Below are 11,890 nucleotides of genomic sequence, written 5' to 3'. Positions count from 1 at the left end.
TTCATGAACTTTGAAGGAGATTGCCTCCGCGAGGCCGGGCTGCTCGATGCACCCTCATTGCAGTCTATGCTGGGAGAAGGCTGGACAGAAGACGATGTCCGCCGCCTGTATCCGTTGGCGTTGCCGCAGGCAACAACTGGCCGGAAGGTGGAGCTGTTGCGTCAGCTGGCCGATGCAGACGGGTATTCCCGTTTGTACCGTGTGGGGCGATATTACCTGTTTGAATCCGTAGATCCCTGGATGCATGATGTATTCGCCACTGAAGAACTGATGCTGGATATCATTGCAGCGATGCAGCATCTGAAGCGGACAGTATAAAAAAATCAAACCCCGGTTGTATGCAGCCGGGGTTTCGTATTTTTAGGCCGTAAAAAAGCATCAACAGCATGTCCGATAAAATACAGTTGCTCGCTATTTCCGGCAGCACCCGGCAGCAATCCTCCAACCACCAGCTGATACAGGCTATCGCCGTTTTGGCGGCAGATGTGGCAGATGTACAGTTGTTTGAAGGGTTGACAGGTATTCCGCATTTTAATCCTGACCTTGACCACGACCAGCCACCGGTGGAGGTGACCGCCTTTCGGGAAAGGCTGCGCGCTGCAGATGCAGTGCTGATCTGTTCACCGGAATACGCTATTGGTGTGCCCGGCACGCTGAAAAATGCGATCGACTGGACCGTTTCTTCCATGGAATTTTCCAAAAAGCCCGTCGCGCTGATTACCGCCGGCACTTCCGGTGTGAAAGCCCATGCGTCGTTGCTGGGTACTTTGCTGATCATTGAATCGAAGATCGCCACGGATGCGCAGCTGGTAATTTCCGCTGTGAAAACGAAGCTGGACCAGGAAGGTAAAATAACGGATGCGGATACACTGGAAAAGGTGAAGGGGCTGATACACGCATTGATAGCAGTGGTGAAGGAAGAACCTACGGAGCTGCTTCCTCCACCATCGTTGCGCTGATTATTTTTTCTGCCACGGAATCAGACTGTCCGCCGGCAGATCATATTCGTAAAGTTTTCTTGTCGCTTTGTTGATATACACCCAGCCGTCGGTCACGAAGCGGGGATCAGAATGGTCCGGTTCTTCCATGTGATGACCGAGATGGTAAATCAGGTAGGTCGCCGAATCTGTTTCTTCGGTCCGGTCCAGCATCCATTCGAGTGTTTTGTCTTTTACGGCATAACGGATCAGTTCATTGCTGGTTTCCTGCGCATACGCCTGGATCAGTGAATCAGCCCAGCCGGGCGCTGCATCGGCTTCATTGCCGGATGCAGCCGGGGCCTGCGCGTTATGGGCGGCAGGTGGTGCGGTGTTGACAGTAGCTGTTGTGGTGTCGGTCTTCCCTTGTTGGTTATTTCGGTCAGCACAGGCAATGGTCATGCATACAGGCAACAGGTAAATAAAATACTTCTTCATAAAATATGTATGGTATATAAACGTCTACCTGGGTACTAAAGTATGTAAATAATTTAATACCTGTTGGACAATGCCGGAAAAAACCATCAGTATTGATGACCCCGCAGCCTTTGCAGCGGCCTTTATGCCGGGAATGGACAGGCAGTCGGCATTTAGTGGCGGCCGGGGAAAATTTTTTATCGTGAAGCTGGAAGACATGTATCCGCATGTGAAAGGAAAGGTGCCCGCTTCAAGATCGGCCATGCATTTTTGCCTCTTTCTGACGGAAGGCAGCGCCTTTATGAAAGTAGGCAGTGAAACATACACGATCTATGAAAATGAATTGCTGTTTGTAGCTGCCGGACAGCTGTTTTCCTTTAGCGGCGGGCAGGTAAACAAAGGTTACCTGTATGGTTTTCATGACGACATGCTGATGGGCCGTTTTCTCAGCAGCATGCTGTTGAAAGATTTTGAATGCCTGCGCAGCTGGGGCCATCCTGCTGTGCATCCCGACAGCCCGACAGCCGGTTTTATCCGGCAGCTGCTGGAGCGTTTGTACTACGAATACCGGCAACAGGGTATTACCCGCCCGAATATTATCCAGTCCTATCTGATTACTTTGCTGAGCGAGGTGAACGCGGTATTCCAGCCTTTGCAGCGGCCGGAGAGCACGGTAGCGCTGCAGCTGACGAACCGTTTCCGGGATCTGCTTTTCGGCGGTATGCCCCGGTGGCGGCTGGTGGCTGACCTGGCGGCAGCGTTGCACATCACGCCCAATCATCTCAATAAAACGGTTAAAACGGTGACCGGCAAAACGCCCACCCGCTGGATCGCGGAGGCGACGGTGCTGGAAGCCAAAATGTTATTGTCGCAGAAAGACATGTCTGTCAGCGAAGTGGCATTGGCGGTAGGCATAGAAGATGCTTCCTACTTCGCCCGGCTGTTTAAAAAATACGAAGGTATCACGCCAACGGAATTCCGAAGCAGGATTGAAAAGTCCTGAAACATGCTTTTTCTGTCCTAACGGACCGCCGCTTTCCTCCTCAATTTTGCAGCATGTATTCCATGCTTTTGTTTTTGCACAGCGTCACCCGCTGGCTGCTGCTGGCAGGCCTCCTGTATGCCACCGGAAGGGGTGTGGCCGGATGGACGGGCCGCAGGGCTTTCACCCGCCGGGACAACCAGGTACGGCATCTAACGGCCACCATCGCGCATATACAGCTGCTGATCGGTTATGTCCTGTATTTTCAAAGTCCGCTGACCACTTATTTCCGGGCGCATGCCAAAGAGGCGGCCATGCCTTTTGAATTCCGTTTTTTCGGATGGATACATGTGCTGCTGATGACGGTGGCGGTTATCCTGCTCACCATTGGCAGCGCTGCGGCCAAACGGCAGGCGGATGACGCACGGAAATTCAGGACGATGGCCCTTTGGTTTCTGCTGGCGCTGTTACTGATATTGGCGGCCATACCCTGGCCTTTTTCTCCACTGGCCCACCGGCCATATATCCGAATGTTTTAGTTATGATCAGATTTTTCACCACACAATTAGGCAGGCTGCGGCTGTTGGGCCTGCTGGAAGGGGTCTCTTTATTGTTGCTCGTCGGTATAGCCGTACCCATGAAGTATTTCGCGCAGGACCCGGCACTGGTAAAAGCCATAGGGCCGGTACACGGACTGCTGTTCGTGTTTTTCGTTGTCAATACCATCAGCGTGGGGATCGCCTATAAATGGGCCTTCCGCACCACCACCTGGAAAGTGTTGCTGGCTTGCATGATCCCTTTCGGGACTTTTTATATAGACCGCCATATCCTGGCTAAAATGGAAGAAAAGTAAGCCAGCTGACATACTGTTGTCACATGTCGCTTTTAGCTTTGTGTTAAATGATGATGCAGGGCTTATGACAAACAGCGACATTATGCGTCACCGGCTGCGCAACCAGCTGCTGGGTGGCAGTTCCCATACATCGGCCGCAACAGTGGTGCAGTGGATGGGGTGTGTACAGGCGGACGATTATGCCGCCGCCAAACGGAGCATCTCAGCAAGGCTGCTGGCGCCCCGTTACAACGATACCGACCGGTTGGTCAACGAGGGACAGCTGCGGCGCAGCTTTCTGCTGAAGCCGTTGCCCGCCCTGGTGACAGCCGCTGATAATGTACGGATACAGCCGTTCACGTTATCCGGCGTACAGCAGGCGGGCCGGCGGTTGCACCGGATGCTGGGCATTGACGCGGCTCTGCTGAGACAGAGCCGCCGCCAGCTGGAAACAGCGCTCCGTGACGGGCAACAACTAACCCGCACGCAATTGACACCGCTACTGGGGCTAAGCCCGCAGGACCTGCGGATGCCTTTTCTCCTGATGGATGCGGAGCTGGAAGGTGTGATCTGTAACGGCCCGCTGGCAGGGAAAACATTTACCTATCAGCTGCAGTCGCATTGGCCAATGAACTATGACGCCGCATTGGCCCTGTGGCTGCTGACCGACCGCTATTTCCGCAGCCGTGGCCCGGCGCGGCTGCACGACTTCGTAGCGTGGAGCGGACTGTCTGTGCCACAGGGGAAAAAAGGCATCGCTATGGCGCGTCTGGCTTACCAGGTGGTGGATGGAGAAGCTTATTGGTATGCTGCCGATATGGAGGTAACGGCGCCGGTTATACGGAGCATGAAAGAATTACCCAAAGATGGCGAATTCCGGATAACTTATGATGGCTGATGCTTATGCTTCGTCCTGCTGGTATTCCAGGATATCCGCCGGCTGGCAGTCCAGCGCCTTACAAATAGCGTCCAGCGTGCTGAAACGCACCGCTTTGGCTTTGCCTGTTTTCAGAATGGACAGATTGGCCAGCGTAAGCCCCACTTTTTCCGATAGTTCATTTAACGACATTTTCCTTTTAGCCATCATTACATCCAGGTTTACGATAATTGCCATAGCTATACAGTTAATTCGTTTTCGGTTTGAAGTTCAATGCCTCTCTTAAAGATCTGCGCGATGACGAAAATGATCACGCCCATAAACAGCCATACATCGGCGCCGCCTATACTTAAATACTGCGCATCCGGCATTTTAACGCCCTGCTCCAACAGCCATGCGCTATACTTTACGCCGCACCAGGAAAACAGACCGATCAGAAACGACAGGTAGGACAACCTTGTGATAAAACGCCCTACCGTGCTGTTGAACGGCTGCGCCAGATTCAGTTTTTTCGCGGTCAGTATGGTAATGATCTGATAAAACAGGATGGCCTTTAGTACGGCCACAATGCTCATGACCGTCAATAAGGTGAAAAAATGTGAAGTGTTGTATTGCAGCAACGCAGACAAGTCCACTTCATGGTACAGGTTTTTTACTACCGACGGTTTCACGATGGCAAAAACAGCATTGGTAATAAAGCCGCCGGCTTCAATACATATACCTACAAAAATGATCCATGACAGGACGTACAAAAATTTCAATACCCGGGTGGTGTTAACTTTCATAATAGTGGAGTTTTGCGGTTTACCCCACTAAAATAAATAAATTTATTGAATTTCGATAAATATTTATTGAAAATAGATTGATCATTACTCCTGCCGGTAGTATCCCTGGGCGGTGAACAGGGCGGAAGCGATGAAACAGCAGGGAAAGAGCCAGTACAGTCCACCAAACATGATACACCAGAAAAGAAAGCCGAAGAGCAGAAAAATCACTGATAAATAGCTTCTCATAGTGATGGGATAGCGGTAACAGATACTTCGTAATAGCTGTACATAAACGATCAGGGACGGTACCAGTATTACATTCATCGTTGGCGCAAAGGCCAGCAGGAGCCACGTAAGCTCGGGCAGCAGCAATAATACATGCGTCAATACGGAGGACAGATAAACGCGCGGGATGCTGTACGGGAAGTTTCTTGTAAAGCGCAGGTAATGTCGTTCGAAGTCTTGCTCCTGAAATACCAGTACACTATGCGCCAGCGCAATGAACAACACCGATGCGCCGGCTGCCCGCAGGTCCCGCTGTGGGTTTTCAAGCAGCTGGAACAGGCCGGACCCGATAATCAGCATGGTAATAGCCTTGGTAATAGCGTAGCTGAGTTTATGACGGGCGGCGATGTGAAAGAGAAAAATAGTCGGTAGCGGTTTTTTCCACTGGCGGCTTATCCATAACAGCACCGGGGAAGAGGACTGGTCCGCAAAACGATTGACCTGCCGGAAGTAGATCAACGCCCCGGCGGCTGTCAACAGCAACAGGTAAACAAACAGGAGGACAGGCAACAGGTAGTGTTGCCATAGAATGCCAATAAAGAGCGCAAAGACACCATAGGCAAACGCGGGAATATTGATATGCAGTTGCACGAAAAACCAGCTGAAAAATTGTTTCCCCGGTCGCATGGCGTTGGTGCTGTAAAATATAAACTGTTGCTCCGGTGCTGAAAGCTGCGACAATACATATTGCCAGCTCTTCATATTGTATAGCAGGCAGGCGATAAAAAAGAACAACAGGATAAGCGGATTACTGACCAGCGTAATGGTGATCAGTTGCTGGAAGTAGGCCATGGCGCTGGGGAGAACGTCGCCCGCGGTATTGATGAAAAAGGCGTAGCTGACAAACGTTACAAACAGGAACAGGAGCATGCCGGCATGGACCTTATAAAATCCATAGGAGAATACGCGTGTCAGCAAAACGGGAACAGGATGTTTCATGGTGTTTCCAGCTTAAGCGTTTGTGCTTCCACCAGCAGGGAGGCAGTCATTGGGAGCGCCTGCTCTTCCGGCGACTGGTGCGACGACAACAGGAAACTAACGCCTTGTTCCCGGCTTTCCCTGATCCAGCTGTACAATACCCGGAGCGACGGCCCGTCCATGGTGATCAGCGGCTCATCCAGCAGGACCAGCGACGGCTTCCCAATAAAGGCCAGTACCAGTGACAGCTTCTTGAGCATGCCGCTGGAGTAGGTGTTGAGGGGATCTTTGATGTAGGTCTGCATTTGCATGGAATCAATATACTGCTCTGCCTGTGTGGCAGCGGCGTTTTTTGCGCTGGCGAAAAGCGCGATCATCTCCTGGCCGCTGAGATAAGGCGGAAACACCGGCTCCGCTTCTGCAAAATTGACCTCGCTGCGGTAAGCCCGTGTATGTTTTTTGAGCATTAATTTGTTGTGAAGGAGGATATCCCCTTCAAAGTGCAGGATGCCGGCGATGGACCGCAGTAACGTGCTTTTGCCGGACCCGTTGGCGCCTTTAACCCAGTAAATACCCGGGCCAATGCTGAAATCGCTGACGGAGAGGACCAGCCGGTGATGATAAAATTTCCTGAATTGTTTTATCTGAAGCATAGTCCAAGTTATGCTATGATTCCTATATACTTTGTTAATATTGCGCCTTGATAACCGGGATATTTTTTATCTTACTTTTCTATGAAGCATCTTCTCTTTCTGTTTTTTCCTTTGTTTTCTTTTGCGCAGCGACAGGTGGCCCTTACCCTGGATGATGCGCCTGTGATGGCCTTGCCCGGATATTATACCGCCCCTCAGCGAAAAGCCACCAATGAAAAGCTGCTGCAACAGATTACCGCGCTGCGTACGCCCGTGAGCGTTTTTATCAACGGCGCCAACTGCATCGTTCCCGATAACCAGCTGCTGTTGAGAAAATGGGCGGACCATCCACTGGTGACACTGGGAAGCCACACGCTCAACCATCCCGATTGTGCGGCCTTGCCGCTGGACAGTTTTAAGATGGAGGTAACGATCAATGATTATATTATCAGGGCAGTGGCGAAAGACAAACCCGTACCTTATTTCCGCTTCCCGTTCAACGCTATGGGGAAGGACAGCCTGGCACAGGCGGCCACCATTGGTTACCTGAAAGAGAAAGGTTATACCGCTGTTCCTTTTACTGTAGAGAGCAGCGATTATATGTTTGAACAAGTCTACCAGGAGGCTTTAAAAAAGAAAGACCTCCGCAAGGCGAAAGCGATAGGCGAAGCTTATATCCGCTACACGCTTTTTTCTTTTGATTATTTTGAGAAGCTGACCCGCGAAGTATTTGGGCGTGACATACCACAGGTATATCTCTGCCATGTGAATCAGTTGAACGCCGACTATTATACCACGCTGGTGAAAGCATTGCAGCAGCGTGGCTACCAATGTATATCGCTACAACAGGCGATGCAGGACAAAGCCTATGGTACGCCGCTTTACGATCACCGCCGGTACGGTTTTTCCTGGCTGTTCCGCTGGATACCGGATGCGGCTATACGGAAATCACACCTGCGCAACAGCCCGGAACCGGACAAAGAACTGGCGGTCTTTAAATAATCAGGCTGCTGTCAGCCGTGCTTTGATATTTTCCAGTTGATGAACATGCCGTTGGGTATGTACATTGATCAGCTGCAGCCATTCGTAGCGGGTGAGCGGACCGAAGCCTGGTACTTCAAAATCGAGGCAGGTATCTTCCAGGGGGATGGTTTGCGCGGCAGCGATCACCTTGTCCCATGTTTGCCTCAGGTCTTGCAGCAAGGCCGCTTTCAGGTGGCTTTCCTGTGTGGGCAGGATATCTTCCGCCGCCTGGAATTTAAGGGTGTAGTTCAGGAAAAGGTCGCGGATAGCGGGTGCTTTGGCGTCCGGCTCCCGATCGGTGGGCGCGGTATTGCCATAGAGAATACCGCAATCGCCGGCTTTCACGACATGTTCGGCTACCTGGCCGGCCGTCCAGCTGCCTTCAAACGGAAGGGCGTTGAGTTGTTCTTCTGAAAAGGAAGAAATCGTTTTCAGTAAGGCATTGCCGGTGGCTTCTATTTCATTAACGAGTTCCTGACGCATAGTAGATGGGTTTTGATACAAACCTACTATCATTTTACCACCCTTAAGGGGGGTAAGACTGACTTTTCAGCGGGCGCATTGCGACAATGCATTTTAATAACTATCTTGTGCGGGTTAAAATTAATTCCACGTAAAAATAACTCACCATGGATTTTCAAACCTTTATGACCGCGATGAATGCTGCCCGGCCCCCTGATGGGCTGACGGTGTATTTGCAGGCATTGTGGTATGCAGGCAAAAACAACTGGGACCAGGCGCATGAGCTGGTACAGGATTTGCCCGACCGCGATGCGGCCCACATTCACGCCTATCTGCATCGTGTAGAGGGCGATCAGTGGAATGCAGACTACTGGTACCGCAGGGCCGGAGAAAAGAGTCCTGCCGTTAGCCTGGAAACAGAATGGCAACAGCTTGTCCAACAGATGCTGGGTGCAGGTAAAAAGTGATCATCTATCTAACACAATAAAATATTTTATGAAAGGAAAAATTATACTGACCGCCCTTTTAGCCGGCGGATGTTATATGGCTCAGGCGCAGGACCAGAAAGCCAAACCGGAAGATACTGAAGTATATACGCCGGTGCCGCCGGAAGTAAAGCCCGGCAAAAAATGTGGTGACGCGCCTTCCGACGCGATCATCCTGTTTAACGGTTCTAACCTCGACCAGTGGGTGATGGCGGACGACAGAAATACGCCCGCCAAATGGAATGTGTCTAAAGGTGTCCTGACGGTCAACAAACAGGTTGGTAATATCGAAACCAAAAAATCGTTCAACAACTACCAGTTGCATATCGAGTGGCGGGTACCGGCCAATATCACCGGCACCGGCCAGGGCAGGGGCAACAGCGGCGTGTTCCTGGCTTCCATCGGTAAAGGCGATGCAGGGTATGAGTTACAGGTGCTGGACTCCTATAACAACAAGACCTATACTAACGGCCAGGCCGCCAGTATCTACAAACAATATGTACCACTGGCCAATCCGACCAACAAACCAGGGGAATGGCAGGCATATGACGTAATCTGGACAGCGCCGGTATTTGGCAATGACGGTAAACTGGTTAGTCCGGCCAGGGTGACCGTACTGTTCAACGGGGTGTTGGTACAGAATAATGTGGAACTGAAAGGACCTACCCAGTACATTGGCGCTCCGGGGTATCGGGAGGCGCATGGTCCAAGCCCGATCAAACTGCAGGCCCATGGTGATAAGAGCGAGCCGCTGAGCTTCCGTAATATCTGGGTCCGCGAATTATAATACTATTTTGCTGCTCACCGGAACACCTGGTGGGCAGCAACCACTATCTCCCGCAGCAGTAACTGCACATCCTCCACCAGCCAGTCGAACAAAGGGTCCTGCTGACCGCGCCTGTACGCGGTAATGACCGTCCCCATTATTTTTGTTATCCGGTAGCTCATGTAGTATTTGTTGACTACAAACTTACTGTCGTATTTTAATATCCGGGGGCCTCCATTACGACAAAAAAGGAGGTTGTTTACGACATCGGTTTTCTCTATATTTGGTACATGAAACACATATCCATCCTCGTCCCCAAAGGTGATGTAGCCCTATCTTGCATCGAAGGCTCATTTACTGTGTTTAACAAGGTCAATGACTTTCTGGCCGCATCGGGCAGATCCCCTTTATTTAAAGTGCAACTGGTGGGCCTTGCACGGGATCCAGAAACCTACCACCGTCTTTTTGCTGTTACGCCGGACCTCACGCTGGATGAAGTCAGTCAGACAGACCTGATTGTTATTCCGGCCGTCAATGGCGACATGCAGCAGGTCATCAGTATGAACCAGGAGTTCTTTCCCTGGATCGTTAAGCAGCACCATAAAGGTGCGGAAGTGGCCAGTTTATGCGTGGGCGCTTTCCTGCTGGCGTCTACCGGTTTGCTGGACGGAAAAAAATGTTCCACGCACTGGTTTGCCGCCAATCACTTCCGCAAGATGTTCCCGGATGTAACATTGGTGTCCGAAAAAATCATCACCGACGAAGGAGGTATCTACTCCAGCGGCGGGGCGGCATCTTTCTACAACCTGATCATCTACCTGGTGGAGAAGTATGCCGGCAAGGAACTGGCAATCCTCTGTTCCAAGATGTTTGAAATAGAATTTGAACGCAGCAACCAATCCCCCTTTATCATCTTTGAAGGCCAGAAAGGACATGATGATGAACCTATCCGCAAAGCCCAGGAATACATCGAACAGAATTTCTCTGAAAGAATCACGGTAGACCAGCTGGCCACCATGTTTTCCCTCAGCCGCAGAAACCTGGAAAGACGCTTTAAGAAAGCCACCTCCAATACCGCTGTGGAGTACATGCAGCGCGTAAAGATCGAAGCAGCCAAGAATAGCCTGGAAAGAGGTTCCGAAAACGTTAGTGAGGTGATGTACAAAGTAGGCTATACCGACACCAAAGCATTTCGTACCACCTTCAAAAAAATCACGGGACTCTCTCCGCAGGAATACCGCAATAAATACAACAGGGCCCTGGCCAGCTAACTGCTGGGATGGCTGTCTGCCTTTTGTAGCTATTCTTCCTCATTCCCCCCTGGCCCGGATGGGTATTTTACTGCCCATCCGGCATGGATTTGTTTTGTCCCTGCCTTATCAGGGACAGGCATAGTTTTTTATCACCGTTATAGAAAACGGTGATATGAAAACCTGTCCGGATGAAACAATCAGAGAAGCCCACGCCTTTTACCAGGCGGCGGGTTTGACGGCCATATGCCGGTTATGTTCGGGGAGAGCGCCATGAAAGTGTTTGTTCAGGAGGCGGTGGACGAGGCACTGCACCTGGACAGGGAGCTGGCGAAAATAGAAAAGAAAGAACATCAATAAAGAAGCTGGTGTATGAAGCGGAATGATAACGATACCGCCTATACGAAGGGACCGCTTTCGGACGGTCCCTTGTAAAATGGTTTTCAGGTCAGTTACAGATCGTCTGTCAACGGTTCGTCTCCTGCCAGTTCTTCATCGTCAATAAATGTCTGTTCCGGTATATCTTCTTCTGCTCTTTTTTGTTGCGTGACCCGCTGTTTGTCGTGCGGATCAAGTGGATGCATCGTTTCATCTGTAACCTTTTTGTGCTCATTGCTACGGTCAGAGCCGGTTTTTTTTTCTTTTGCTGGCATAAAAAAGAGATTTAGATGAACAATAAAACCGGTACGCTACCGGCCTGCCTTCAGATGGTAGGCCTCTTCCCATGCATTGATAGCCTCTTCCGCGGAGTTACCAGTTCCGAGGATAACAGCATCACATCCTGCACCCAGCACACAGAAATATTCAGGTCCGTCGCGGTATACATCGGGCATAAAATTCCTGGCGGCAGGAGGAAGTGCCGGATTGCTATAGTCTATCTTTACATGTTCTCCTTCTAACGAGAAATGGTTCATAATTGAGCTGTTTTCTCCCCCTATCTGCCTAAAAAACCATGCCGCCGCCGCTGATCATTTTCTTTGTTTATTACAATAAAATCAGGGAAATGTGCAACGCCGGTGACCGTTGGCTGCATTACTTTTGCTGTGACAAACGCGACCATTGGTAGCATATCAGCATGAACAGTAAAAACATAAAGTATATTCTGTATTTGTGCCGGTAAACCATCGCTGCCGTGGTGGAGGTCTGCCTTTTTGACAAAAGATTATGTTTTATAACAGTTGTAGGTTAATGATAAACCGGGGTATTCCTATCCCGGT

At 50.6% G+C, this 11,890-nt stretch carries 19 protein-coding genes; 10 read left to right on the top strand and 9 right to left on the bottom strand.

What is annotated here, in order from left to right; genetic code table 11:
* Positions 1-3 precede the first annotated feature (3 nt).
* Positions 4-318 (top strand): hypothetical protein, encoded by a 315-nt coding sequence (locus tag B5D63_RS23370; protein ID WP_078671247.1) that lies wholly within the window; start codon positions 4-6, stop codon positions 316-318.
* Between the two features lie 68 nt (positions 319-386).
* Entirely contained in the window at positions 387-959 is a 573-nt protein-coding gene (locus B5D63_RS23365; protein ID WP_078671246.1) for an NADPH-dependent FMN reductase, read from the top strand.
* On the opposite strand, the gene B5D63_RS23360 is transcribed toward B5D63_RS23365, so the two are convergent.
* Entirely contained in the window at positions 960-1,415 is a 456-nt protein-coding gene (locus tag B5D63_RS23360; protein WP_078671245.1) for a hypothetical protein, read from the bottom strand.
* A gap of 70 nt (positions 1,416-1,485) precedes the next feature.
* On the opposite strand from B5D63_RS23360, the gene B5D63_RS23355 reads away from it, so the two are divergent.
* The 4 genes from B5D63_RS23355 to B5D63_RS23340 all read left to right on the top strand — a co-directional run bounded on the left by B5D63_RS23355 (position 1,486) and on the right by B5D63_RS23340 (position 4,106).
* On the top strand, positions 1,486-2,397 hold the full coding sequence (locus B5D63_RS23355; protein WP_078671244.1) for a helix-turn-helix domain-containing protein: 912 nt from the start codon (positions 1,486-1,488) through the stop codon (positions 2,395-2,397).
* Between the two features lie 53 nt (positions 2,398-2,450).
* Complete coding sequence (locus B5D63_RS23350; protein ID WP_078671243.1) at positions 2,451-2,915, top strand: hypothetical protein; 465 nt, start codon at positions 2,451-2,453, stop codon at positions 2,913-2,915.
* 2 nt (positions 2,916-2,917) lie between these two features.
* Positions 2,918-3,229: a DUF3817 domain-containing protein gene (locus B5D63_RS23345; protein ID WP_078671242.1), complete on the top strand. Its 312-nt coding sequence runs from the start codon at positions 2,918-2,920 to the stop codon at positions 3,227-3,229.
* Positions 3,230-3,293: 64 nt separating this feature from the next.
* A complete protein-coding gene (locus B5D63_RS23340) occupies positions 3,294-4,106 on the top strand; it encodes a DNA glycosylase AlkZ-like family protein (protein WP_078671241.1) in 813 nt (270 codons plus the stop codon).
* A 3-nt stretch (positions 4,107-4,109) separates the two neighbouring features.
* Here the strand turns inward: B5D63_RS23340 and B5D63_RS23335 are convergent, their stop codons facing one another.
* From B5D63_RS23335 to B5D63_RS23320, 4 genes are all read right to left on the bottom strand, one after another.
* On the bottom strand, positions 4,110-4,322 hold the full coding sequence (locus B5D63_RS23335) for a helix-turn-helix domain-containing protein (RefSeq protein ID WP_078671240.1): 213 nt from the start codon (positions 4,320-4,322) through the stop codon (positions 4,110-4,112).
* A 2-nt stretch (positions 4,323-4,324) separates the two neighbouring features.
* Positions 4,325-4,870, bottom strand: a complete 546-nt coding sequence (locus B5D63_RS23330; protein WP_078671239.1) for a DUF2975 domain-containing protein — start codon at positions 4,868-4,870, stop codon at positions 4,325-4,327.
* Between the two features lie 84 nt (positions 4,871-4,954).
* Positions 4,955-6,076, bottom strand: a complete 1,122-nt coding sequence (locus B5D63_RS23325; protein ID WP_078671238.1) for a hypothetical protein — start codon at positions 6,074-6,076, stop codon at positions 4,955-4,957.
* The gene (locus B5D63_RS23320) at positions 6,073-6,708 is read right to left on the bottom strand and encodes an ABC transporter ATP-binding protein (RefSeq protein ID WP_078671237.1); all 636 of its coding nucleotides are present in this window, start codon (positions 6,706-6,708) and stop codon (positions 6,073-6,075) included. The genes B5D63_RS23325 and B5D63_RS23320 overlap by 4 nt, the downstream gene beginning before the upstream one ends.
* 81 nt (positions 6,709-6,789) lie before the next feature.
* Between B5D63_RS23320 and B5D63_RS23315 the strand changes: the two genes are divergently transcribed.
* Complete coding sequence (locus tag B5D63_RS23315) at positions 6,790-7,689, top strand: polysaccharide deacetylase family protein (protein ID WP_078671236.1); 900 nt, start codon at positions 6,790-6,792, stop codon at positions 7,687-7,689.
* Here B5D63_RS23315 and B5D63_RS23310 read toward each other — a convergent pair whose 3' ends face one another.
* Positions 7,690-8,193, bottom strand: coding sequence for a DinB family protein (locus tag B5D63_RS23310; protein WP_159456128.1), 504 nt, complete (start codon positions 8,191-8,193; stop codon positions 7,690-7,692). It lies immediately after the preceding gene.
* Between the two features lie 146 nt (positions 8,194-8,339).
* On the opposite strand from B5D63_RS23310, the gene B5D63_RS23305 reads away from it, so the two are divergent.
* Together B5D63_RS23305 and B5D63_RS23300 are read left to right on the top strand one after the other, a co-directional pair.
* On the top strand, positions 8,340-8,639 hold the full coding sequence (locus B5D63_RS23305; RefSeq protein ID WP_078671234.1) for a hypothetical protein: 300 nt from the start codon (positions 8,340-8,342) through the stop codon (positions 8,637-8,639).
* 28 nt (positions 8,640-8,667) lie between these two features.
* On the top strand, positions 8,668-9,444 hold the full coding sequence (locus tag B5D63_RS23300) for a 3-keto-disaccharide hydrolase (RefSeq protein WP_078671233.1): 777 nt from the start codon (positions 8,668-8,670) through the stop codon (positions 9,442-9,444).
* 14 nt (positions 9,445-9,458) lie between these two features.
* On the opposite strand, the gene B5D63_RS35120 is transcribed toward B5D63_RS23300, so the two are convergent.
* Positions 9,459-9,605, bottom strand: coding sequence for a hypothetical protein (locus B5D63_RS35120; RefSeq protein WP_159456127.1), 147 nt, complete (start codon positions 9,603-9,605; stop codon positions 9,459-9,461).
* 108 nt (positions 9,606-9,713) lie between these two features.
* Here B5D63_RS35120 and B5D63_RS23295 point away from each other — a divergent pair, with 108 nt between their 5' ends.
* A complete protein-coding gene (locus tag B5D63_RS23295; RefSeq protein ID WP_078671232.1) occupies positions 9,714-10,694 on the top strand; it encodes a GlxA family transcriptional regulator in 981 nt (326 codons plus the stop codon).
* 431 nt (positions 10,695-11,125) lie between these two features.
* Here B5D63_RS23295 and B5D63_RS23290 read toward each other — a convergent pair whose 3' ends face one another.
* Both B5D63_RS23290 and B5D63_RS23285 read right to left on the bottom strand, forming a co-directional pair.
* Positions 11,126-11,326, bottom strand: coding sequence for a hypothetical protein (locus B5D63_RS23290; RefSeq protein WP_078671231.1), 201 nt, complete (start codon positions 11,324-11,326; stop codon positions 11,126-11,128).
* 36 nt (positions 11,327-11,362) lie between these two features.
* Positions 11,363-11,587, bottom strand: coding sequence for a hypothetical protein (locus B5D63_RS23285; protein ID WP_078671230.1), 225 nt, complete (start codon positions 11,585-11,587; stop codon positions 11,363-11,365).
* Positions 11,588-11,890 lie beyond the last annotated feature (303 nt).

The sequence above is a fragment of the Chitinophaga eiseniae genome (assembly GCF_900167135.1).
Taxonomy (GTDB): domain Bacteria; phylum Bacteroidota; class Bacteroidia; order Chitinophagales; family Chitinophagaceae; genus Chitinophaga; species Chitinophaga eiseniae.
The sequence above is the reverse complement of the archived record's forward strand: the minus strand, read 5'-3'. Positions and strand labels throughout refer to the sequence as shown.

What these genes read in the sequence shown, in the direction of transcription:
- B5D63_RS23335 (WP_078671240.1), bottom strand. Translation starts at nt 4,322, where the DNA reads ATGGCAATTATCGTAAACCTGGATGTAATGATGGCTAAAAGGAAAATG.
- B5D63_RS23370 (WP_078671247.1), top strand. Translation starts at nt 4, where the DNA reads ATGAACTTTGAAGGAGATTGCCTCCGCGAGGCCGGGCTGCTCGATGCA.
- B5D63_RS23305 (WP_078671234.1), top strand. Translation starts at nt 8,340, where the DNA reads ATGGATTTTCAAACCTTTATGACCGCGATGAATGCTGCCCGGCCCCCT.
- B5D63_RS23325 (WP_078671238.1), bottom strand. Translation starts at nt 6,076, where the DNA reads ATGAAACATCCTGTTCCCGTTTTGCTGACACGCGTATTCTCCTATGGA.
- B5D63_RS23315 (WP_078671236.1), top strand. Translation starts at nt 6,790, where the DNA reads ATGAAGCATCTTCTCTTTCTGTTTTTTCCTTTGTTTTCTTTTGCGCAG.
- B5D63_RS23300 (WP_078671233.1), top strand. Translation starts at nt 8,668, where the DNA reads ATGAAAGGAAAAATTATACTGACCGCCCTTTTAGCCGGCGGATGTTAT.
- B5D63_RS23330 (WP_078671239.1), bottom strand. Translation starts at nt 4,870, where the DNA reads ATGAAAGTTAACACCACCCGGGTATTGAAATTTTTGTACGTCCTGTCA.
- B5D63_RS23285 (WP_078671230.1), bottom strand. Translation starts at nt 11,587, where the DNA reads ATGAACCATTTCTCGTTAGAAGGAGAACATGTAAAGATAGACTATAGC.
- B5D63_RS23355 (WP_078671244.1), top strand. Translation starts at nt 1,486, where the DNA reads ATGCCGGAAAAAACCATCAGTATTGATGACCCCGCAGCCTTTGCAGCG.
- B5D63_RS23320 (WP_078671237.1), bottom strand. Translation starts at nt 6,708, where the DNA reads ATGCTTCAGATAAAACAATTCAGGAAATTTTATCATCACCGGCTGGTC.
- B5D63_RS23345 (WP_078671242.1), top strand. Translation starts at nt 2,918, where the DNA reads ATGATCAGATTTTTCACCACACAATTAGGCAGGCTGCGGCTGTTGGGC.
- B5D63_RS23360 (WP_078671245.1), bottom strand. Translation starts at nt 1,415, where the DNA reads ATGAAGAAGTATTTTATTTACCTGTTGCCTGTATGCATGACCATTGCC.
- B5D63_RS23290 (WP_078671231.1), bottom strand. Translation starts at nt 11,326, where the DNA reads ATGCCAGCAAAAGAAAAAAAAACCGGCTCTGACCGTAGCAATGAGCAC.
- B5D63_RS23310 (WP_159456128.1), bottom strand. Translation starts at nt 8,193, where the DNA reads ATGCGTCAGGAACTCGTTAATGAAATAGAAGCCACCGGCAATGCCTTA.
- B5D63_RS23295 (WP_078671232.1), top strand. Translation starts at nt 9,714, where the DNA reads ATGAAACACATATCCATCCTCGTCCCCAAAGGTGATGTAGCCCTATCT.
- B5D63_RS23365 (WP_078671246.1), top strand. Translation starts at nt 387, where the DNA reads ATGTCCGATAAAATACAGTTGCTCGCTATTTCCGGCAGCACCCGGCAG.
- B5D63_RS35120 (WP_159456127.1), bottom strand. Translation starts at nt 9,605, where the DNA reads ATGAGCTACCGGATAACAAAAATAATGGGGACGGTCATTACCGCGTAC.
- B5D63_RS23350 (WP_078671243.1), top strand. Translation starts at nt 2,451, where the DNA reads ATGTATTCCATGCTTTTGTTTTTGCACAGCGTCACCCGCTGGCTGCTG.
- B5D63_RS23340 (WP_078671241.1), top strand. Translation starts at nt 3,294, where the DNA reads ATGACAAACAGCGACATTATGCGTCACCGGCTGCGCAACCAGCTGCTG.